Here is a 21,104-nt window from a genome sequence, read left to right on the forward strand (position 1 = left end):
CTCGTTGTTAAACTGCAAAACCCCTGCCATAAAGCGGAAAGTGATTAAAAAAGCGTCTTTTTTAGGAATAAGTCACAGAAGCGCGGGGGATAAAAAGGGGGATTGCACATCGACGGTGCCGACGGTGTTGAGTTGTGGTGCAGAGCCAGAAATGATGGAAATGTGAGCAAGATCTCGTCAGTTGGTTATGAATGACGCGACTGTTAATCAGCAAAAAAGAGCTATAAAAATTTTTTGCTGCCGCCTCGTGGGAAAATCCGGGAATTTGCAGAGCGCCAGTCTGTATGGGCTGGAAGCAGTTATCCACTATTCCTGTGGATAACCATGTGCATTAGAGTTAGAAAACACGCGATAAGCGAGAGAAGACGCGGCTTACGCCCAAATTGACGCGAAACGCGGCTTTAGAAAATATCGTTTATTTTTTAATTGGTTAGATAAAATCAATTCCCGTCATGAAAGTGTCACCCGTTGCCATAAAACTATCATTACCTGGCTTGACAAATGTTAAAAAAGAAAAAGTTCTGGGGATAACCTGACCTGACTGGTGTTTTATGTTGCCACTGTCCAAATTTTGGCCGCTATCGCGCTAATCATTCAGGCGCTATGCTAAATATCCTGACATGCTACTGGTTTTTCATCCAGTGTTTTTTACTGGCATTCCTGGCAACAAGGAGTAAAATTATTCACCTGCCGCTTATAACGTCATCAGGTTGTCGCCCATGAGTAAACCGTTCAAATTGAATTCTGCTTTCCGTCCGTCTGGCGATCAGCCTGAAGCGATCCGTCGTCTGGAAGAGGGGCTGGAGGATGGGCTGGCGCACCAGACGCTGCTCGGGGTTACCGGCTCGGGTAAAACCTTTACCATTGCCAACGTGATTGCGGATCTCCAGCGCCCTACGATGGTGCTGGCGCCCAACAAAACCCTGGCGGCGCAGCTTTACGGCGAGATGAAAGAGTTCTTCCCGGAAAACGCCGTTGAGTATTTCGTCTCCTACTACGATTACTACCAGCCAGAAGCCTATGTGCCGAGTTCTGATACCTTCATCGAGAAAGATGCGTCGGTGAACGAACACATTGAGCAGATGCGACTGTCGGCCACTAAGGCGCTGCTGGAGCGTCGCGATGTGGTTGTGGTGGCCTCTGTTTCGGCGATTTACGGCCTGGGCGATCCGGATCTCTATCTCAAGATGATGCTGCACCTGACGCAGGGGATGATCATCGACCAGCGCGCGATTTTGCGTCGTCTGGCGGAGCTGCAGTACACCCGCAACGACCAGGCCTTCCAGCGTGGTACGTTCCGCGTGCGTGGCGAAGTGATCGACATCTTCCCGGCGGAATCGGACGATATGGCGCTGCGCGTTGAGCTGTTTGACGAGGAGGTCGAACGCCTGTCGCTCTTCGACCCGCTGACAGGACACGTTGAGTCGGTGATCCAGCGCTTCACCATCTACCCGAAAACGCACTACGTGACGCCGCGCGAGCGTATCGTGCAGGCGATGGAAGAGATCAAAGTGGAGCTGGCCGAGCGCCGTAAGGTGCTGCTGGCGAACAATAAGCTTCTGGAAGAGCAGCGCCTCAGCCAGCGTACCCAGTTCGACCTGGAGATGATGAACGAGCTGGGCTACTGCTCCGGCATCGAAAACTACTCCCGCTTCCTCTCCGGGCGCGGGCCGGGCGAGCCGCCGCCGACGCTGTTTGATTACCTTCCGGCCGACGGTTTGCTGGTGATCGACGAATCCCACGTCACGATCCCGCAGATCGGCGGGATGTACCGCGGCGACCGGGCGCGTAAAGAGACGCTGGTGGAGTACGGATTCCGCCTGCCGTCAGCGCTGGATAACCGTCCGATGAAGTTTGAAGAGTTTGAGGCGCTGGCGCCGCAAACCATCTATGTCTCTGCCACGCCGGGCAACTACGAGCTGGAAAAATCGGGCGATGAGGTGGTTGACCAGGTAGTGCGTCCGACCGGGCTGCTGGACCCGATTATCGAGGTGCGTCCGGTGGCGACGCAGGTAGACGACCTGCTCTCTGAGATCCGCGCCCGTTCCGCCATTAACGAGCGCGTGCTGGTGACCACGCTCACCAAGCGTATGGCGGAAGACCTGACCGAGTATCTCGAAGAGCACGGCGAGAAGGTGCGTTATCTGCACTCGGATATCGATACCGTGGAGCGCATGGAGATTATCCGCGACCTGCGTCTGGGCGAGTTTGACGTGCTGGTGGGGATTAACCTGCTGCGGGAAGGTCTGGATATGCCGGAAGTCTCGCTGGTGGCGATTCTGGACGCGGATAAAGAGGGCTTCCTGCGTTCCGAGCGTTCGCTGATTCAGACCATCGGCCGCGCCGCGCGTAACGTCAACGGTAAAGCGATTCTGTACGGTGACAAAATTACCCCGTCGATGGCGAAAGCGATCGGTGAGACGGAGCGCCGCCGCGAGAAGCAGCAGCGCTACAACGAAGAGCACGGCATTACCCCGCAGGGGCTGAACAAGAAGGTGGTGGATATTCTGGCGCTGGGCCAGAACATTGCCAAAACCAAAGCGAAAGGCCGCGGCAAGGCGCGTTCAGTGGTGGAAGAAGATACCGTCGTGCTGACGCCGAAGGCGCTGCAGCAGAAGATCCACGAGCTGGAAGGGCAGATGATGCAGCACGCGCAGAACCTGGAGTTCGAAGAGGCGGCGCAGATCCGCGACCAGCTTCATCAGCTGCGGGATCTGTTTATCGCGGCATCGTGAGTTTTTGCCCGGTGGCGCTGCGCTTACCGGGCCTACAGGTTTAGCGTCTTTTGTCGCCCCCGTAAGCGCAGCGCCACCGGGGTTTTTGTTAACCCAACGCCTGAATTGCTTTCTCCAGCGCCTCGCGCAGCAGGTGGCGGTCGTGACGGTACTTGATGTCTGAGGCCTCCAGCGGCTCCTGCACCACCAGACGATCGCCGATAGCGGATACATCCACCTTTGGCCCCACCACCACGCCGTCAATGATCTTCTTACCGACGTAGTGCTCCATCAAACTGAGTTTATCCGCCAGCGACAGGCTCGCCGCGGCCGGACTCAGCTCACGCCCTAAATTGCCGATGTAGACCATCGGCGCCGGGGTGCGGCGCAGCGCCTGCGCCAGCTCTTTCACCAGCAGGATCGGCATCAGGCTGGTGTAAAAGCTGCCCGGGCCGATCAGAATTAAATCCGCATCGCCAATTGCTTCTACGGCTTCACGCGTCGCCGGCACGCTCGGGTAAGTCATCAGCTCTTTGGGCGGCAGCAGAAGCTGGTCAATATTCACCTCGCCGTACACTTCATGCCCTTCGGCGTCGATGGCCATCAAATCGACCGGTTGTTCAGACATCGGGATCAGGAATGCGTCCACTTTGAGCAGGTTACGGATCAGATTGATGGCTTCGAGAGGCCTTACGCTCAGGTGATCCAGCGCCTTTAACATCAGATTTCCGAGGTTATGTCCGGAAAGTTCGCCATTGCCGCCAAAACGGTACTCAAACATCGCCGATGCGACGCTCGGCTCGGTAATTAACTGGTTCAGGCAGTTGCGCATATCTCCCCAGGCAATGCCGCCTTCGGCACGTCTGATCCGCCCGGTTGAGCCGCCGTTATCGGTGGTGGTCACTATCCCTGTCAGCCTTGAGCCGAGTGACGACAAAGAGGACATAACGCGGCCCAGGCCGTGGCCTCCGCCAAGAGCGACCACTCGGTCAAGATCCGCAAAAGTGCGATTGCGCATACGTATTCCTTATCACGTTCGATCGCGTAACAGTAACCTAACTACCCCTAAAAGACGATGCCTCACCCGAAGCAAAATGACGTATATCAATGTGAAAGTGCAGTTTTTAGGTATTCTGTAGCGAAAATGCAGGATTGATTCGCTATATACGTAATTATATAGCGAAAAGCGATAATGGCGCTGTCAGACTTTCCGCGCTACTATCGCCTTAACCACGTTTTCAACACTGAAAACATACACTCTAGCCCTTGTGCCTGTGTCGAAAGATATGGCGCTCTGGCCGTGGCGAATTTGCCACCAGGGTACAGAAAGAAATGACTGTGCCTCCCGTATCTGGAAAGGTGTACATGGCTTCACAACTTACTGATGCTTTCGCGCGTAAGTTTTATTACTTACGTCTGTCGATTACCGATGTGTGCAACTTCCGTTGCACCTACTGCCTGCCCGACGGCTACAAACCGGGCAGCGTCACCAATAACGGCTTTCTCTCCGTGGATGAAGTGCGCCGCGTCACGCGCGCCTTCTCTGAGCTCGGCACCGAAAAAGTGCGTCTGACCGGCGGTGAACCCTCTCTGCGCCGTGATTTCCCGGACATCATTGCTGCCGTGCGTGAAAACGACCGCATTCGCCAGATTGCCGTGACCACCAACGGTTACCGCATGGTGCGCGACGTGGCCACCTGGCGCGATGCGGGCTTAACCGCCATTAACGTCAGCGTGGACAGTCTCGACGCCCGCCAGTTTCACGCCATTACCGGCCAGGATAAATTCCGCCAGGTGATGGACGGCATCGACGCGGCGTTCAGCGCCGGGTTCGAGAAGGTCAAAGTCAATACGGTGCTGATGCGCGACGTCAACCACCACCAGCTGGACACCTTCCTCGCCTGGATCAAATCCCGCCCCATTCAGCTGCGCTTTATTGAGCTGATGGAAACCGGCGAGGGCAGCGAGCTGTTCCGCCGTCATCACATCTCCGGCATGGTGCTGCGCGACGCGCTGCTGAAACGCGGCTGGATCCACCAGATCCGCCAGCGCAGCGACGGCCCGGCGCAGGTCTTCTGCCATCCTGATTACGAAGGCGAAATTGGGCTTATCATGCCTTACGAGAAAGACTTCTGCGCCAGCTGCAACCGCCTGCGCGTCTCTTCCGTCGGCAAGCTGCACCTGTGCCTGTTCGGGGACGGCGGCGTAGACCTGCGCGATCTGCTGGCAGACGATGCCCAGCAGGAGGCGCTTGAAGCGCGCATTTCTGAAGCGCTGACGCATAAAAAACAGACCCACTTCCTGCATCAGGGCAATACCGGCATTACTCAGAACCTGTCTTACATCGGCGGGTAATCAGGCTTAAGAAGGAATCAGAAGATGAGTCAGGTAAGCGCAGAATTTATCCCGACACGCATTGCTATCCTTACCGTTTCCGACCGCCGTGGCGAAGAGGATGATACCTCCGGCCACTGGCTGCGCGAGGCGGCCCATGACGCGGGGCATCACATCGTCGATAAAGCGATCGTGAAGGAGAACCGCTACGCCATTCGCGCGCAGGTCTCTCAGTGGATCGCCAGCGATGAGGTGCAGGTGGTGCTGATCACCGGCGGCACCGGCTTTACCGCAGGCGATCAGGCGCCTGAAGCGCTGATCCCGCTGTTCGACCGCGAGGTGGAAGGCTTCGGCGAGGTGTTCCGCATGCTCTCCTTTGAAGAGATTGGCACCTCCACGCTGCAGTCGCGCGCCGTTGCCGGGGTGGCGAACAACACCCTGATTTTCGCCATGCCGGGCTCGACCAAAGCCTGCCGTACCGCGTGGGAAAACATCATCGCCCCGCAGCTGGATGCCCGTACCCGTCCGTGTAATTTCCATCCCCATTTAAAGAAATAAGCTATGTCACAACTGACCCACATTAACGCCGCTGGCGAAGCGCATATGGTGGACGTCTCCGCCAAAGCGGAAACGGTGCGCGAAGCGCGCGCCGAAGCGTACGTCACCATGCTGCCGGAAACGCTGGCGATGATCATCGACGGCAGCCACCATAAGGGAGACGTCTTTGCCACCGCGCGCATCGCCGGTATTCAGGCCGCCAAGCGCACCTGGGACTTAATTCCGCTGTGCCATCCGCTGATGCTGAGCAAGGTGGAGGTAAACCTGCAGGCGCAGCCGGAGCACAATCGCGTGCGCATTGAATCGCTGTGCCGCTTAACCGGCAAAACCGGCGTGGAGATGGAGGCGCTGACGGCAGCGTCCGTGGCCGCGCTGACCATCTACGACATGTGCAAGGCGGTGCAGAAAGACATGGTGATTGGCCCGGTTCGCCTGCTGGCAAAAAGCGGCGGCAAATCCGGAGATTTTAAGGTGGACAGCCATGATTAAGGTGCTCTTTTTTGCGCAGGTGCGCGAGCTGGTGAATACCGACAGCCTGACGCTGGATGCGTCTTTTGAAAACGTTGCGGCTCTGCGTGCGCATCTGGCGGCACAGAGCGAGCGCTGGGCGCTGGCGCTCGACGAAAGCAAGCTGCTGGCCGCCGTTAACCAGACGCTGGTGGAGCTTACCCATCCGCTGAAGGCCGGGGATGAAGTGGCCTTCTTCCCGCCGGTCACAGGGGGCTAATATGAGTGAAACCCGCATTCTGGTTGGCCCTGAGCGCTTTAACGTAGGGACAGAATACAGCTGGCTGGCGGAACGCGACGAAGACGGTGCGGTCGTGACCTTTACCGGCAAAGTGCGCAATCACAACCTCGGTGACAGCGTGAAGGCGCTGACGCTGGAGCACTATCCCGGCATGACGGAGAAATCGCTGGCGGAGATAGTGGACGAGGCGCGAGGCCGCTGGCCGCTCGGACGCGTCACGGTGATTCACCGCATCGGCGAGATGTGGCCCGGCGAGGAGATTGTCTTTGTCGGGGTGACCAGCGCGCACCGCGGCAGCGCGTTTGCGGCAGGGGAGTTCATTATGGATTACCTCAAAACCAAAGCGCCGTTCTGGAAGCGCGAAGCCACGCCGGAAGGCGATCGCTGGGTAGAATCTCGCGACAGCGATAAACAGGCCGCCAGCCGTTGGTAGTCGGTTTACGTGGATGTGTTACTCTTAAAGAGTGTGTCTACTTAATCTTAATCAGGAGTGAATCATGGACCGATTTCCGCGTTCCGATTCAATAGTGCAGCAGACCCGTAGCGGCCTGCAGACGTATATGGCTCAGGTGTACGGCTGGATGACGGTTGGCCTGCTGCTTACCGCGTTTATCGCGTGGTATGCGGCGAATACGCCGGAGCTGATGATGTTTATCTTCTCCAGCAAAATCACCTTCTTTGGGCTGATTATCGCGCAGCTGGCGCTGGTGTTTGTGCTTTCGGGTCTGGTGCATAAGCTAAGTGCCGGCATGGCAACGACCCTGTTTATGCTCTATTCGGCGCTAACGGGGCTGACGCTTTCCAGTATTTTCATCGTTTACACCTACTCCTCCATCGCCAGCACCTTCGTGGTCACCGGCGGGATGTTTGGTGCGATGAGCCTGTACGGCTACACCACGAAGCGCGATCTAAGCGGTTTCGGCAGCATGCTGTTTATGGGGCTGATCGGGATTGTGCTGGCGTCGCTGGTGAACCTGTGGCTCAAGAGCGACGCGCTGATGTGGGCCGTGACCTATATCGGGGTGGTGCTCTTCGTCGGGTTGACGGCCTATGACACCCAGAAGCTGAAAAACATCGGCGAGCAGATCGACGTGCGCGACAGTTCCAACCTGCGCAAATACTCGATTCTGGGCGCGCTGACGCTCTATCTGGACTTCATCAACCTGTTCCTGATGCTGCTGCGGATTTTAGGCAACCGTCGCTAAGGTTGCTTTGCCGGGTGGCGGCTTCGCCTTACCCGTCCTGCGAATCGCGAACCGTAGGTCGGGTAAGGCGAAGCCGCCACCCGACTTATTCACTTCGCTAGCATCCTCTCATTCTTCGCCCGCAGCTTTTTCGCCCGACTTTCCAGCACCAGATAGCAGATCGTTGCCAGCGCCAGCGGCAGGAAGTAATACAGCATCCTGTACGCCAGCAGGGCGGCGATAATCGTTCCCTGAGAAACATGCTCCCCGGCCAGCAGGGCAATAAACACCGCCTCCAGCACGCCGATCCCCGCCGGAATGTGCACAATCACCCCGGCAATGCTGCTCACCAGCAGCACGCCCAGCACGAAGAAGTAATTGACGTCCTCGCCAATCAGCAGCCAGATAATCGCCCCCATGGCCATCCAGTTGGCGCTGGAGACCGCCATCTGCAGCACCGCAAACTTCCACGAGGGCAGGACCAGCTTTTGCCCTTTGATGGTCATATGGCGGCGCTTTGCAAACGCGCAGGCCCAGAGATAAACGGCGATAATCAGCAGCAGCACGATGCCCAGAATGCGCAGCGTGGCCTCGTCGATATACCAGTGCGCGGGCAGCTGCACGACGCCGATGGTGAAGATCACCCCGCCGAGCAGGATATAGCCCAGCCAGTTGGTGGTAATGCTCAGGGAAAAAATGCGCGTGATGGTCCCGCCCGGCAGGCCGAGCCGCGAGTAGAGGCGATAGCGCATGCCAATGCCCCCGACCCAGGTGCTCAGCGTCAGGTTAAAGGCGTAGCAGATAAACGACACCAGCATCACCTGACGTTTGGCCAGCTTGTGGCCGCAGTAGGCCCGACCCAGAAGGTCATAGCAGCCGTACATCAGGTAGCTCACGATAACCAGCCCCGTCGCGCCCAGCAGCACCATCCGGTTATAGTTGCGGATGACCTTCCACACCTCTTCCCAGTCCACTTTCTGCGCGTAGACCACCAGCAGCACCGCGACGGCAATAAAGAATACCCAGGTGAGGATCTTTTTTGCCAGACGCCAGCGTGGATGCGATTTTGACATCAGGGTTTGCCTCCGTCTTCCGCTTCAATGCGGTCCTGGGTTTCCATTTCGGGTTGTACCGGCGGGTCCACCTGCGCCAGCTTCGGCGTATGCGCCGGCAGCCAGCCGACCATCGCCGGGAAATGCCGCAGGAAGTGGAACACCACCACGCTGATGCCCAGGTTCCACCAGGTGCGTTTGGGAACCATAGACTCATCCACGCGCACGCAGTCGTTAACGATCAACGCCTGCAGGTTATCCCGCAGGGTCTGGTTAAACTGGCGGTCGTGAATGATCAGGTTGGCTTCAAGGTTAAGCGACAGGCTCAGCGGATCGAGGTTGCTGGAGCCCACGGTGGCCCAGTGATCGTCCATCAGCGCGACTTTGCCGTGCAGCGGTCGACGGCGGTATTCGTAGATCTGGACGCCGCCCTTCACCAGGTAGTTGTACAGCAGCCGCGCCCCGACTTTGACGATCGGCATATCCGGCTCGCCCTGGACAATCAGCTTCACGCGCACGCCGCGTCTTGCCGCATTGCGCATGGCATGCAGCAGGCGATAGCCCGGGAAAAAGTAGGCGTTGGCGATGATCACTTCGCGCTTGGCGTTGGCCAGCATCTTGAGATAGTGACGTTCAATGTCGTCCCGGTGCTCGCCGTTGTCGCGCCAGACGAAAAGCGCCTGCGCTTCGCCGGGCTTCCGGTTCTCTTCCGGGCGATGGCGGCGTCGCCACCAGCGGCGAACGGCCTCTTTCCCCGGCAGGTTCTCCAGCTCAAACAGCAAGATGTCCTGCACCACCGGGCCTTCAATGCGAATGGCGTAATCCTGCTTCGCTTCCGGGCCGTAGTCGGACATATGTTCCGCCGAGTAGTTAATGCCGCCGACAAACGCCACCGTCTCATCCACCACCACAATTTTGCGGTGCATTCGGCGGAAAAGGTTGGTCCGCATGCCGAACAGGCGAGGGCCGGGATCGTAGTAGCGGAATACCACGCCTGCGGCGGTCAGTTCATTGACGAACGCATCGCTGAGGTCCGGCGAGCCGTAGCCATCCAGCAGTACTTCAATTTTGACGCCGCGCTGTGCGGCGCGCAGGAGCACGCTGTGCAGCTGCTTGCCGACGTTGTCTTCGAACCAGATAAAGGTTTCGAGGATCACTTTCTGCTGGGCGTTATCAATTGCCTTAAACACGGCCGGGTAATACTCGTCCCCGTTGACCAGCAGCGTGATCCGGTTGCCTTCCTGCCAGGAACATTTCATAAGTGGATCTCCGCGCTGAGCGGGGCATGGTCGGAAAGATGCCGCCAGTTGAGGAGCGCCAGAGCGGTCGGGCTGCTGGCGTGGGCATTTTTCACGTAGATGCGGTCAAGCCGCAGCAGCGGGAAACGGACCGGGAACGTGCGCGCAGGCCTGCCGTTCGCCCGGGTGAAGATCTCCTCCAGCCCGGCATCCACCTTCAACGGATGGTTTGCCCGCTGGCGCCAGTCGTTGAAATCGCCGGCCACCACAACAGGTTCACCGTCAGGCAGCGCGTTGGCCCATTCGGCCAGCATTTTCAGCTGCGCCTGACGATGGGCTTCGCGCAGGCCCAGATGAACGCAGCCGACGTGGATGGGCAGCTCAAGGTCGGGCGGGGTAATGCGGCAGTAGAGCAGGCCGCGTTTTTCGCTCTCCCCGACGGAAACGTCGCGGTTTTCATAATGTTCAATGGGATAACGCGACAGCACCGCGTTGCCGTGATGACCTTCAGGATAGACCGCGTTGCGGCCGTAGGCGTAATCGCTCCACATGGTATCGGCCAGAAATTCATAGTGCGGCGTGTCGGGCCAGTTCTCAAAGTGAAGCGGATGTACTTCGTGCGCGCCCATCACCTCCTGCAGGCAGACAATATCCGCGCTGACGGTGCGCACCGCGTCGCGCAGCTCCGGTAAAATGAAGCGGCGGTTAAATGCTGTGAAGCCCTTATGAATGTTTATCGTCAGCACTTTAAGCGAGAAATGCTGCATTTTTTTCGTCATAAGCTCCTTCCTGAGTGACTATCCCGATGAAAATAAAGTGTAGTCGTCGTCACAAAAAGATGCGGCGTTACGGAATTTTCCGTAAAGTGCGGTAGTCTGATTAAGCAGAGAAAAATCCTTCAGGAGAGAAGCCATGAAGTGGCAACAACGTGTTCGTGTCGCAACTGGCCTGAGTTGCTGGCAGATAATGTTGCATTTACTGGTCGTGGCCGTACTGGTGATGGGCTGGATGAGCGGCACGCTGGTGCGTGTTGGCCTGGGGCTATGCGTCCTTTACGGCGTCACCGTGCTGTCGATGCTGTTTTTACAGCGCCACCATGACGCGCGCTGGCGCGAGGTGGGTGACGTGCTCGAAGAGCTCACCACCACCTGGTACTTTGGTGCGGCGATGATTGTTCTGTGGCTGCTTTCACGCGTGCTGCAAAACAACCTGCTGCTGGCCCTGGCGGGTCTGGCAATCCTCGCAGGGCCTGCGGTGGTCTCGTTGCTAACCAAAGAGAAAAAGCTACGCGATGTTGCGTCTAAACATCGCATAGGCCACTGAGCCTGTCGTGGCCGCGATGACCAGTAGCGGCCACAAACTTCCCCAGACAATATCCAGACTCGCATCCTTCAGATAGATTTGCTTGGTGATATCCGTAAAGTGCCTTATCGGGTTTATCCACGTCAGATCCTGGAGCCACACCGGCATATTCTCAACCGGCGAGACGTACCCGGAGAGCAGGATCGCGGGCATCATAAAGACGAATACCCCGATAAACGCCTGCTGCTGCGTCGAGCAGAGTGCGGAGATCAGCAGCCCAAACCCCACCAGCGACAGCCCGTAAATCACCATCGTGAAGTAAAACAGCGCCAGCGATCCGGCGAACGGGATCTGGTAAGCCCATATTCCCACGCCCAGCACGATGGTGGCCTGGAAGGTGGCGACAATTAGCGCCGGCACCGCTTTGCCGACGAAAATTTGCCAGGTGGCGAGCGGGGAGACCAGCAGCTGATCCAGCGTGCCCTGTTCGCGCTCGCGGGCGACGGAGAGAGAGGTCACAATCATCACCCCGATGGTGGTGATCATGGCGATCAGCGACGGCACCACAAACCACTTGTAGTCCAGATTCGGGTTATACCAGTTGCGCACCACCAGTTCGCTGTTGTTGGGCTTCGGTTTGCCGTCCATCAGCTCCTGCTGGTAATCCTTCACCACCTGCTGGAGATAGTTGGCCGCAATCTGGGCGCTGTTGGAGTTGCGCCCGTCGAGGATCAGCTGCATCGGCGCGGTCTGGAAGGTATCCAGATTGCGGGAGAAATCCGCCGGGAACCGCACCAGCAGCAGCGCTTTTTGCGTGTCGATGGTGGACTGAATGTCCTGCGGGCTTTTCAGCAGCAGGATGTGGGTAAAGGCCTTCGCACGCGCAAAGCGCTGCGTCAGCTCGACGGAATGTTTGCCGTTGTCTTCGTTGTAAATGGCAATGGTGGCGTTGGTCACCTCAAGGGTGGCGGCAAACGGGAACAGTAAAACCTGGATCAGCACCGGCAACACCAGTATGGCGCGGGTTTGCGGCTCGCGCAGCAGGGATTGCAGCTCTTTGCGGATCAGTGTCCATAAACGGTGAAACATGCGCGCTCCTTAATCTAACCGCCGTTTGGTTTTCATCCACGTCAACCCGATAAACATCACCGCCGACGCCATTAAAAACAGCGTGTTGATAATCAGCACTACCGGAATATTCCCCGCCAGGAACAGGCTTTGCAGCGTGCTCACGAAGTAGCGCGCCGGGATAATGTAGGTCACGGCGCGGATGACGGCAGGCATGCTGTCTATCTGGAAGATAAACCCGGACAGCATAATCGACGGCAGGAAAGCGGCGTTCAGCGCCACCTGCGCGGCGTTAAACTGGTTGCGGGTGATGGTGGAGATGAGCAGCCCCATCCCCAGCGTGCTGAGTAAAAACAGGCTGGTGATAAAGAACAGCACGATCAGCGAGCCGCGATACGGCACGCCGAGGATAAAGACGGACACCAGCATGCAGAGCAGCATCGCCAGCATGCCGAGGAAGTAGTAGGGAATAAGCTTGCACAGCAGCAGCTCGACGCGCGTCACTTCGGTGGAAAGCAGCGCCTCCATGGTGCCGCGCTCCCACTCGCGGGCGATGACCAGCGAGGTCAAAATCGCGCCGATCACCGTCATAATAATCGTCACCGCGCCCGGAATAATAAAGTGCTGGCTCATGGCGGCGGGGTTAAACCAGTAGCGCGTCTGCACGTCGATGAGCGGCTTAAATTCTTCACCCCGGTCTTCGGCGCGCTGCATCTGCCAGAGCTGCCAGATCCCCTCCGCGTAGCCCTGCACGAAGTTCGCGGTGTTTGGCTCGCTGCCGTCGGTGATGACCTGGATCGGCGCATCGGTATTCGCCCGCGCCATGTTGGCGGCAAAATCGACCGGAATGACGATCAGACCGCGAATTTTCCCGGCCTGCATCTTCTGGATCAGTTCCTGACGATTGTCGCTGATAGTGGCATCAATGTAGGGCGAACCGGTCATGGCGTGGGTAAAGTCCAGCGCCTCTTCGCTCTGCTGTTCGAGTAAAATCCCGACCCGCAGCTTGCTGGAGTCCAGGTTAATGCCGTAGCCAAAGATAAACAGCAGCAGCAGGGGGATCACCACCGCAATCAGCCAGCTGCTGGGATCGCGCACGATCTGCCGCGTCTCTTTAACGCACAGGGCGCGCACCCGGCGCCAGGAAAGGGCGTTACTGCGCATGGGCATTCTCCTTATCCCAGTCGTGGATGAGGGTGATAAACGCCTGCTCCATGGTCGGGTCCGGGACCTCATCGTCGGCGGCCTGGTTTTTCAGGTCGTCCGGCGTGCCGTGGGCAATCAGCTTGCCGCGATACACCAGCCCGATGCGGTCGCAGTACTCCGCCTCGTCCATGAAGTGGGTGGTCACCATCACGGTCACCCCTTTTTCCACCATGCTGTTGATATGCAGCCAGAACTCGCGGCGGGTAATGGGATCAACGCCGGAGGTCGGCTCATCCAGAAACAGAATATCCGGCTCGTGCATCAGCGAGCAGGCCAGCGCCAGCCGCTGCTTAAAGCCGAGCGGCAGTTCGTCGGTGGCGTGGGAAGCAATATTCGTTAACCCGAAGGCGTCGCTCATGCGGCGAATTTTCTCGTTCTGCGCACGCCCGCGCAGGCCGTACACGCCGGAGAAAAAGCGCAGATTCTGCTCGACCGTCAGGTTGCCGTACAGGGAGAACTTCTGCGCCATATAGCCCAGGTGCTGGCGCGCCTTGCCGGAGCTGACTTTGAGATCCATATCCAGCACCAGCGCTTTGCCGGACGTCGGCACCAGCAGGCCACACATCATCTTAAAGGTGGTCGATTTTCCCGCGCCGTTCGGCCCGAGCAGGCCAAAAATCTCGCCGCGCTTCACGGCAAAATTGACGTTGTCGGTGGCGGCGAAATCCCCGAACTTTTTGGTGAGGGATTTGGCTTCGATCACCGTTTCGCCCGGCGTACCTTCCACCGTGTGCAGGATCGCCCCAAGCGGCGACTCGGAGGTTCCCGCGCCGCCCAGCAGGTCGATGAACGCATCTTCAAAACGCGGCGCCGTCTCTTCCATCTCAATCGTCGGCATTCCAGGCGCCCGGCGAATATCGTCGACGGTGGCCTCTTTTTTGAGGATGACCCGCACCGAGCGGCCCTGAATCATCCCGTCGCTGACCTGCGGCAGCCTGAGCACCCGCTGCAGCAGCGAGCGGTTGGACGCCTGCGGGCTGTGCAGCAGGAAGCTGCGCCCGGCCATGCTCTGCGTCAGCGTCGTCGGCTCGCCCTGATAGAGCAGTTCGCCTTCGTTCATCAGCAGCACGTCCCGGCACTGTTCCGCTTCGTCGAGGTAGGAGGTGCTCCAGAGGATTAGCATCCCGTCGCCCGCCAGCTCGTGCACCATCTGCCACAGCTCGCGGCGGGAAATCGGGTCTACGCCGACGCCGGGCTCGTCCAGCAGCAGCACCTTCGGCTCGCCCACCAGCGTGCAGGCCAGCCCCAGCTTCTGCTTCATCCCGCCGGAGAGCTTGCCCGCCAGCCGGTCGGTGAACGGGCCGAGCGAGGTAAATTCCAGCAGGCGGGCGAAGGTTTTCTCCCGGGTTTCGCCGGTGACGCTGCGCAGGTCGGCGTACAGGTTCAGGTTTTCCATCACCGTCAGGTCTTCATACAGGCCAAACTTCTGCGGCATATAGCCGAGCATGGCGTGGAGCGGGCCGTCGTCCTTAATCGGATCCAGGCCCAGCACGCGGGCCGATCCTTCATCCGGCTTCAGCAACCCCGCCAGCATCCGCATCAGCGTGGTTTTCCCCGCGCCGTCCGGACCGACCAGCCCGGTCACGTAGCCTTTCCGGATGGTGCAGTTCAGCGGCGCGACCGCAGGCTTATCCATCCCCTTAAAGCGTTTAACCAGACTGTTGAGCTGAATAACCGCGTCATTCATGTCGTTCCCCGCTGTTCACTTTTACGGTGACGGGCATGCCCTGGCGCAGGGCGTCGTCCGCATCGGTCACGATGATGCGCAGGCGATACACCAGGTCGGTACGCAGGTCCGGCGTTTCTACCGTTTTCGGCGTGAATTCGGCGGTAGGGGAGACAAAGCCCACCTTGCCGTGATACGGCTTGTCCGGGCGACCGTCGGTATAGAGCAGCAGCTCGCGGCCCGGCTGCATCTGGCCGAGATTAGGCTCATCAATGTAGGCGCGCACCCAGACCGGGCGGGTCAGGGAGAGGGTTAACACGGTGCTGCCCGCGCTGAGCATGCTGCCCGGCTCGACGGCGCGGGTCATCAGCGTGCCGTCAGACGGTGCGATGAGCGTGGTGTCGTGCAGATCCAGCTCTGCCTGCGCCAGCTGGGCCTGCGCCTGTTCAAGGCTGGCTTTCGCCTGGGCGATATCCTGCGGGCGGTTACCGGTGTGGTACTGGCTTAATTTATCCTGCGCGGACTTCAGGGTTGCCTGCGCCTGGTCGCGGGACGAGCGCGCATTTTCCAGGTCATTCGCGGAAATGGTGCGGCTTTTCCACAGCCCCTGCTGGCGGGCATAGAAGTTCTGCGCGTAGTCATAGGCCGCCTGTGCCTGTTTGACGGCGGCAGCGGCCTGGGCGATCTCTTCGTCGCGATAGCCGGCCAGCATCAGGTCATACTGCGCCTGCGCAACGGAGACACCCGCTTTGGCCTGCAGCAGCGCGTTTTCATAGGGCGCTTTGTCCAGCATCCCCAGAGTCTGCCCGGTTTTAATGGCATCGCCTTCGTCAACGCTCAGCGAGGCGAGACGTCCGCCGACGCGGAAGCTCATGTTCACCGTGCGAATATCCACGTTACCGTACAGCGTCAGGCCTTTATCCTGATGGCTCTGATACCACAGCCATCCACCGACGCCCGCGGCAAGCAAAACAATGACCACCAGAATGATGGCGACAGGTTTTTTCATGACTTCAGGCTCCTTTGCGTTAAGCCTTGCAGGATCAGATCGAGATGACAGGCGATCACCTCACCGATCTGCGCGGCTTTATCCTCATCAAATTGTGTCCAGCCGGTGCGTAACAGGATGGTTTCCCGGCCCAGACGGAAGGCAAGGATTTCACCCAGCAGGGCGTGGGTATGCAAAATTGTCTCGGTATCGCCGGCATCCCGCCCGGTATAGGCGGCGATCAGCCGGGTCAGGTGGGTATGCATCGGGGCAATGACCCGATCGTGTACCCGCTGGTAGGCGGCAGTGGGGGAGAGCTGCTCGCGGGAGATAAACTTGCTCAGGTTGAGCGTATCGTCGTGCGTCAGCACGCGGATCATGTTGTGGCAGGCACTCAGGATCAGCTGGCGGATGGCCTCGCGATCGGGCGACGGCTGGCCGAGCAGCGCGGTGGCCTCCTCAACGTGCGGGTGAAACTGCGTGCCGATAAAATCGGCGATCCACTCGGCGCAGGCGAGATATAAATCCTCTTTTGAGCCAAAATAGTAGGTAATCGCCGCAATGTTTTGCCCGGCCAGCGCGGCGATATCGCGCGTGGTCGCGTGCAGCCCGTACTCACCAAACTGCGCCAGCGCGGCGGCAATAAGCTGGTTTTTGGCCTGTTCACCTTTGGTTGTTGTGGGTGTTGTATTCATGACGGCATTAAAAATTAATCAATCGATTGATTAAGATTATGCCTGATTCGCATCCCCGTCGAGGGAACGCGGAGGGATATTTTATGCGCCACGTCACAAAAGCTGCTACACTCCGCCCCTTCGCGACATTGTGGTTTTTGTCCTCTCAATTGTTATATCTCCCTGAAAACTACACCTGTGATGGTCGGGGCGGTTCGGAGTTTTTATGTCTTTTGATTCCCTTGGCCTGAACCCGGAAATTCTGCGCGCGATCGCAGAGCAGGGCTACGTTGAGCCAACCCCAATCCAGCAGCAGGCTATTCCTGCCGTTCTTCAGGGCCGTGACCTGATGGCCAGCGCCCAGACCGGCACCGGTAAAACCGCGGGCTTTACGCTGCCGCTGTTAGAGCTGCTGGTAAAAAATCAGCCGCACGCAAAAGGCCGTCGTCCGGTTCGTGCGCTGATCCTCACCCCAACCCGCGAGCTGGCCGCGCAGATTGGTGAGAACGTGCGTGACTACAGCCGCTATCTCAACATTCGCTCGCTGGTGGTGTTCGGCGGTGTCAGCATCAACCCGCAGATGATGAAGCTGCGCGGCGGCGTGGACGTACTGGTGGCAACGCCGGGCCGTCTGCTGGATCTGGAACACCAGAACGCGGTGAAGCTGGATAACATCGAAATTCTGGTACTGGACGAAGCCGACCGCATGCTCGACATGGGCTTTATTCACGATATTCGCCGCGTGCTGGCCAAGCTGCCGCCGCGTCGTCAGAACCTGCTCTTCTCCGCGACCTTCTCCGATGAGATCAAGGCGCTGGCGGAAAAGCTGCTGCATAACCCGCTGGAAGTGGAAGTGGCGCGCCGCAACACCGCCTCTGAGCAGGTGACGCAGCACGTTCACTTTGTGGATAAAAAGCGCAAGCGCGAACTGCTCTCCCAGATGATCGGCCAGGGTAACTGGCAGCAGGTGCTGGTCTTTACCCGCACCAAGCACGGCGCGAACCACCTGGCGGAACAGCTGAACAAAGACGGCATCCGCAGCGCGGCGATCCACGGCAACAAGAGCCAGGGGGCGCGTACCCGTGCGCTGGCGGACTTCAAGTCTGGCGACATCCGCGTGCTGGTGGCGACCGACATCGCCGCCCGTGGCCTCGACATTGAAGAGCTGCCGCATGTGGTGAACTACGAGCTGCCAAACGTGCCGGAAGACTACGTGCACCGTATCGGCCGTACCGGTCGTGCGGCGGCCACCGGTGAAGCGCTCTCTCTGGTGTGCGTGGACGAGCACAAGCTGCTGCGCGACATCGAACGCCTGCTGAAGAAAGAGATCCCGCGCATCGAAACCCCGGGTTATGAAGTGGATCCGTCGATCAAAGCCGAGCCGATTCAGAACGGTCGTCAGGGCGGTCGCGGTCAGGGCGGCGGTGGTCGCGGCCAGCAGCCGCGCCGTGCTGAAGGTGGCGCGCCGAAGACAGCGGGCAAACCGCCGCGTCGTAGCAACGACAGCAAACCGGCCGGTGACAATCCGTGGCGCAGCGGCGAAGGCAAGCCGGCAGGCGAAGGGCAGCGCCGACGCCGCCCGCGCAAGCCTGCTAACCCGCAGTAATCTGGAAGCCCGGTCGTAAAGCCGGGCTTTTCTTTTTGCGGCAGCGAAGAGAAAGTGCCACAATAGTGGCTGTTTATACAGTATTTCAGGTTTTCCAATGGCTTTAACCGCGGCGCTGAAAGCGCAAATAGGCGCCTGGTATAAGGCGCTACAGCAGCAGATCCCCGATTTTATCCCCCGAGCGCCGCAGCGGCAGATGATTGCCGACGTGGCAAAAACGCTCGCCGGGGACGACGGGCGACATCTGGCGATTGAAGCCCCGACCGGCGTCGGGAAAACCCTGTCGTATCTCATTCCCGGCATCGCCATCGCGCGGGAGGAAGACAAAACGCTGGTGGTCAGCACCGCCAACGTGGCCTTGCAGGACCAGATCTTCAGCAAAGATTTGCCCCTGCTGCGCAAAATCATCCCCGACCTGCGGTTTACGGCCGCCTTTGGCCGCGGGCGCTACGTCTGCCCGCGTAACCTGGCAGGGCTTGCCAGCAGCGAGGCGTCGCAACAGGATCTGCTGGCGTTCCTCGACGACGATCTCACGCCCAACAACAAAGCCGAGCAGGAGCTCTGCGCAACGCTGAAAGGCGATCTTGATGGCTATAAATGGGATGGCCTGCGCGATCACACCGATAAAGCCATCAGCGACGATCTGTGGCGCAGGCTCAGCACCGACAAGGCCAGCTGTCTGAACCGCAACTGTCACTACTACCGCGAATGCCCGTTCTTCGTCGCGCGGCGCGAAATTCAGGAAGCCGAAGTGGTGGTGGCTAACCACGCGCTGGTGATGGCGGCGCTGGAGAGCGAAGCGGTGCTGCCGGAGCCGAAAAACCTGCTGCTGGTGCTCGACGAAGGCCACCATCTGCCCGACGTGGCGCGCGACGCGCTGGAGATGAGCGCAGAAATTACCGCGCCCTGGTTCCGCCTGCAGCTGGATCTCTTCTGCAAGCTTGTCGCCACCTGCATGGAGCAGTTCCGGCCGAAAACCACGCCGCCGCTGGCGGTGCCGGAGCGTCTGAGCGACCACTGCGAAGAGGTTTACAGCCTTATCTCGTCTCTGAACAACATCCTGAATCTTTATCTTCCCGCTACCCAGGAGGCGGAACACCGCTTTGCGATGGGCGAACTGCCGGAGGAGGTGATGGAGATTTGCCAGCAGCTGGCGAAGCATCTTGAAAAGCTGCGCGGGCTGGCGGAGATGTTCTTAAACGATCTCAGCGAGAAAACCGGCACCCATGACGTTGTTCGCCTGCACCGTATTCTTTTGCAAATGAACCGTGCGCTCGGCATGTTCGAAGCGCAGAGCAAGCTCTGGCGGCTGGCCTCGATGGCGCAGGCGTCGGGCGCGCCGGTCACCAAATGGGCCACGCGTGAAGTGCGCGACGGCCAGGTCCACCTGTTTTTCCACTGCGTGGGCATCCGCGTGGCCGATCAGCTGGAAAAACTCATCTGGCGCAGCGTGCCGCACGTGGTCGTGACCTCCGCCACGCTGCGCTCCCTGAACAGCTTCTCGCGGCTGCAGGAGATGAGCGGCCTGAAAGAGAAAGCGGGCGATCGTTTTGTCGCGCTGGACTCGCCGTTTAACCACTGCGAGCAGGGGAAGCTGGTGATCCCGCGCATGAAGTATGAGCCGCTGATCGACAACGAAGAGCAGCACATTGCGGAAATGGCGGCCTACTTCCGCGAACAGGTTGAGAGCAGGAAGTACCCCGGCATGCTGGTGCTGTTTGCCAGCGGACGGGCGATGCAGCGTTTTCTGGAACATGTGACCGACCTGCGCCTGCTTCTGCTGGTCCAGGGCGACCAGCCCCGTTACCGGCTGGTGGAAACCCATCGCAAGCGCATCGATAACGGCGAGCGCAGCGTGCTGGTGGGATTGCAGTCCTTCGCGGAAGGTCTGGATTTGAAGGGCGATTACCTGACGCAGGTGCATATTCATAAAATTGCCTTCCCGCCCATCGACAGCCCGGTCGTTATCACCGAGGGCGAGTGGCTGAAGAGCCTCAACCGCTATCCGTTTGAGGTGCAAAGCTTACCTGCGGCGTCGTTTAACCTTATTCAGCAGGTCGGGCGTCTGATCCGTAGTCACGGCTGCTGGGGGGAGGTGGTGATTTATGACAAGCGTCTGCTCACTAAAAATTACGGCCAACGCCTGTTAAACGCGCTGCCGATCTTTCCGATTGAACAGCCAGAGGTCCCCGAGGTAAAAAAACGCCCGGCAACACTGACCGCCGGGCGCAGGAAAAGCATCCGTGCTAAGGGGCGCGGTCCTACTGGTAAGTGAAGGTCACCTGCACCACGCTGCTGAACGTCCCCGCGCTCACCGGCATGGAGGTGGCGTAGTAGCGTGCGGCGAGTGGGAAGGTGGCCGTATGATCGTTTTGATTAATCACCGCGTTAAAGCTCGCCTGCGGAGCGATGAGAATATTGTCCTGCCGGTCTGCCAGCTCCAGCGCCAGCCCCTTTGCGCTGCCGATATTGGCGAATTTAGTGGGGTGCGTGCTGTCCGCCTGGCCGTAGAAATAGGCGGTGGCAAGCGCGAGGCTTGGCGGGCAGTGGGATACTGACAGGGAAAAGTCTTTCCACTCGCCGGTATCGCCCACGTCTTTAAAATCACCGGATGCCGCCTGACCTAAATCCACCGTCAGGTTCCGGCTGGCGCTGTCGATGATGCAGGTATTGGCGTAAATGTTGCCCGTCATCTGGATCTGAATATCCTCGGCGTGTGCCTGGGCGATCAGCCCCAGCGCCAGAAACGCAATTATCTTCTTCATG

General features: G+C 59.0%; 20 protein-coding genes and 1 riboswitch. Of the genes, 10 read left to right on the forward strand and 10 right to left on the reverse strand.

All coding sequences use genetic code 11. The features are described 5' to 3' along the window. Positions 1 to 719: 719 nt before the first annotated feature. Positions 720 to 2,735, forward strand: a complete 2,016-nt coding sequence (gene uvrB, locus C6A40_RS02165) for an excinuclease ABC subunit UvrB (protein WP_008501138.1) — start codon at positions 720 to 722, stop codon at positions 2,733 to 2,735. A gap of 88 nt (positions 2,736 to 2,823) precedes the next feature. On the opposite strand, the gene yvcK is transcribed toward uvrB, so the two are convergent. Continuing rightward, positions 2,824 to 3,732, reverse strand: a complete 909-nt coding sequence (yvcK, locus tag C6A40_RS02170; RefSeq protein ID WP_023326942.1) for a uridine diphosphate-N-acetylglucosamine-binding protein YvcK — start codon at positions 3,730 to 3,732, stop codon at positions 2,824 to 2,826. Between the two features lie 225 nt (positions 3,733 to 3,957). Next, positions 3,958 to 4,092, forward strand: a riboswitch (molybdenum cofactor riboswitch). Between yvcK and moaA the strand changes: the two genes are divergently transcribed. From moaA to C6A40_RS02200, 6 genes are all read left to right on the forward strand, one after another. After that, on the forward strand, positions 4,080 to 5,069 hold the full coding sequence (gene moaA / locus C6A40_RS02175) for a GTP 3',8-cyclase MoaA (protein ID WP_045336681.1): 990 nt from the start codon (positions 4,080 to 4,082) through the stop codon (positions 5,067 to 5,069). It overlaps the preceding riboswitch by 13 nt. A gap of 24 nt (positions 5,070 to 5,093) precedes the next feature. Continuing rightward, positions 5,094 to 5,606, forward strand: coding sequence for a molybdenum cofactor biosynthesis protein B (gene moaB / locus C6A40_RS02180; RefSeq protein WP_023292963.1), 513 nt, complete (start codon positions 5,094 to 5,096; stop codon positions 5,604 to 5,606). A gap of 3 nt (positions 5,607 to 5,609) precedes the next feature. Continuing rightward, entirely contained in the window at positions 5,610 to 6,095 is a 486-nt protein-coding gene (gene moaC, locus C6A40_RS02185; protein ID WP_021240990.1) for a cyclic pyranopterin monophosphate synthase MoaC, read from the forward strand. Then, positions 6,088 to 6,333 carry a molybdopterin synthase sulfur carrier subunit gene (moaD, locus tag C6A40_RS02190; protein WP_045336683.1) on the forward strand — a complete coding sequence of 82 codons (246 nt, stop codon included), beginning with the start codon at positions 6,088 to 6,090 and terminating at the stop codon, positions 6,331 to 6,333. The genes moaC and moaD overlap by 8 nt, the downstream gene beginning before the upstream one ends. 1 nt (position 6,334) lies before the next feature. Continuing rightward, a complete protein-coding gene (gene moaE, locus C6A40_RS02195) occupies positions 6,335 to 6,787 on the forward strand; it encodes a molybdopterin synthase catalytic subunit MoaE (protein ID WP_021240989.1) in 453 nt (150 codons plus the stop codon). Between the two features lie 64 nt (positions 6,788 to 6,851). Continuing rightward, positions 6,852 to 7,559 carry a Bax inhibitor-1/YccA family protein gene (locus C6A40_RS02200; RefSeq protein WP_008501145.1) on the forward strand — a complete coding sequence of 236 codons (708 nt, stop codon included), beginning with the start codon at positions 6,852 to 6,854 and terminating at the stop codon, positions 7,557 to 7,559. 89 nt (positions 7,560 to 7,648) lie between these two features. On the opposite strand, the gene C6A40_RS02205 is transcribed toward C6A40_RS02200, so the two are convergent. From C6A40_RS02205 to C6A40_RS02215, 3 genes are read right to left on the reverse strand one after another with little or no spacing between them, the layout of a single operon-like run. Beyond that, positions 7,649 to 8,611, reverse strand: coding sequence for a lysylphosphatidylglycerol synthase domain-containing protein (locus tag C6A40_RS02205; RefSeq protein WP_023292958.1), 963 nt, complete (start codon positions 8,609 to 8,611; stop codon positions 7,649 to 7,651). Further along, positions 8,611 to 9,849 carry a cardiolipin synthase ClsB gene (gene clsB / locus C6A40_RS02210; RefSeq protein WP_023343620.1) on the reverse strand — a complete coding sequence of 413 codons (1,239 nt, stop codon included), beginning with the start codon at positions 9,847 to 9,849 and terminating at the stop codon, positions 8,611 to 8,613. Before clsB ends, C6A40_RS02205 begins: the two co-directional genes overlap by 1 nt. Next, positions 9,846 to 10,607 (reverse strand): endonuclease/exonuclease/phosphatase family protein, encoded by a 762-nt coding sequence (locus tag C6A40_RS02215; protein ID WP_008501148.1) that lies wholly within the window; start codon positions 10,605 to 10,607, stop codon positions 9,846 to 9,848. Before C6A40_RS02215 ends, clsB begins: the two co-directional genes overlap by 4 nt. A gap of 133 nt (positions 10,608 to 10,740) precedes the next feature. On the opposite strand from C6A40_RS02215, the gene C6A40_RS02220 reads away from it, so the two are divergent. Further along, on the forward strand, positions 10,741 to 11,151 hold the full coding sequence (locus tag C6A40_RS02220) for a YbhQ family protein (RefSeq protein WP_008501149.1): 411 nt from the start codon (positions 10,741 to 10,743) through the stop codon (positions 11,149 to 11,151). On the opposite strand, the gene C6A40_RS02225 is transcribed toward C6A40_RS02220, so the two are convergent. From C6A40_RS02225 to cecR, 5 genes are read right to left on the reverse strand one after another with little or no spacing between them, the layout of a single operon-like run. Beyond that, positions 11,113 to 12,219 carry an ABC transporter permease gene (locus C6A40_RS02225; RefSeq protein ID WP_045336686.1) on the reverse strand — a complete coding sequence of 369 codons (1,107 nt, stop codon included), beginning with the start codon at positions 12,217 to 12,219 and terminating at the stop codon, positions 11,113 to 11,115. The genes C6A40_RS02220 and C6A40_RS02225 overlap by 39 nt on opposite strands. Positions 12,220 to 12,228: 9 nt before the next feature. Then, entirely contained in the window at positions 12,229 to 13,362 is a 1,134-nt protein-coding gene (locus C6A40_RS02230; RefSeq protein ID WP_045336688.1) for an ABC transporter permease, read from the reverse strand. Next, positions 13,352 to 15,091 (reverse strand): ATP-binding cassette domain-containing protein, encoded by a 1,740-nt coding sequence (locus tag C6A40_RS02235; RefSeq protein WP_045336690.1) that lies wholly within the window; start codon positions 15,089 to 15,091, stop codon positions 13,352 to 13,354. The genes C6A40_RS02230 and C6A40_RS02235 overlap by 11 nt, the downstream gene beginning before the upstream one ends. Beyond that, positions 15,084 to 16,079, reverse strand: coding sequence for a secretion protein HlyD (gene hlyD, locus C6A40_RS02240; protein WP_039266015.1), 996 nt, complete (start codon positions 16,077 to 16,079; stop codon positions 15,084 to 15,086). Before hlyD ends, C6A40_RS02235 begins: the two co-directional genes overlap by 8 nt. After that, positions 16,076 to 16,753 carry a transcriptional regulator CecR gene (cecR, locus tag C6A40_RS02245; RefSeq protein ID WP_045336693.1) on the reverse strand — a complete coding sequence of 226 codons (678 nt, stop codon included), beginning with the start codon at positions 16,751 to 16,753 and terminating at the stop codon, positions 16,076 to 16,078. Before cecR ends, hlyD begins: the two co-directional genes overlap by 4 nt. A 205-nt stretch (positions 16,754 to 16,958) precedes the next feature. Between cecR and rhlE the strand changes: the two genes are divergently transcribed. Both rhlE and dinG read left to right on the forward strand, forming a co-directional pair. Then, positions 16,959 to 18,338 (forward strand): ATP-dependent RNA helicase RhlE, encoded by a 1,380-nt coding sequence (rhlE, locus tag C6A40_RS02250; protein WP_023292954.1) that lies wholly within the window; start codon positions 16,959 to 16,961, stop codon positions 18,336 to 18,338. A gap of 97 nt (positions 18,339 to 18,435) precedes the next feature. Then, positions 18,436 to 20,613 (forward strand): ATP-dependent DNA helicase DinG, encoded by a 2,178-nt coding sequence (gene dinG / locus C6A40_RS02255; protein ID WP_045336695.1) that lies wholly within the window; start codon positions 18,436 to 18,438, stop codon positions 20,611 to 20,613. On the opposite strand, the gene C6A40_RS02260 is transcribed toward dinG, so the two are convergent. Continuing rightward, positions 20,600 to 21,103: a fimbrial protein gene (locus C6A40_RS02260; RefSeq protein ID WP_008501157.1), complete on the reverse strand. Its 504-nt coding sequence runs from the start codon at positions 21,101 to 21,103 to the stop codon at positions 20,600 to 20,602. The genes dinG and C6A40_RS02260 overlap by 14 nt on opposite strands. Position 21,104: the final 1 nt, after the last annotated feature.

The organism is Enterobacter sp. GER_MD16_1505_Eko_090 (assembly GCF_003331015.1).
GTDB lineage: Bacteria > Pseudomonadota > Gammaproteobacteria > Enterobacterales > Enterobacteriaceae > Enterobacter > Enterobacter roggenkampii.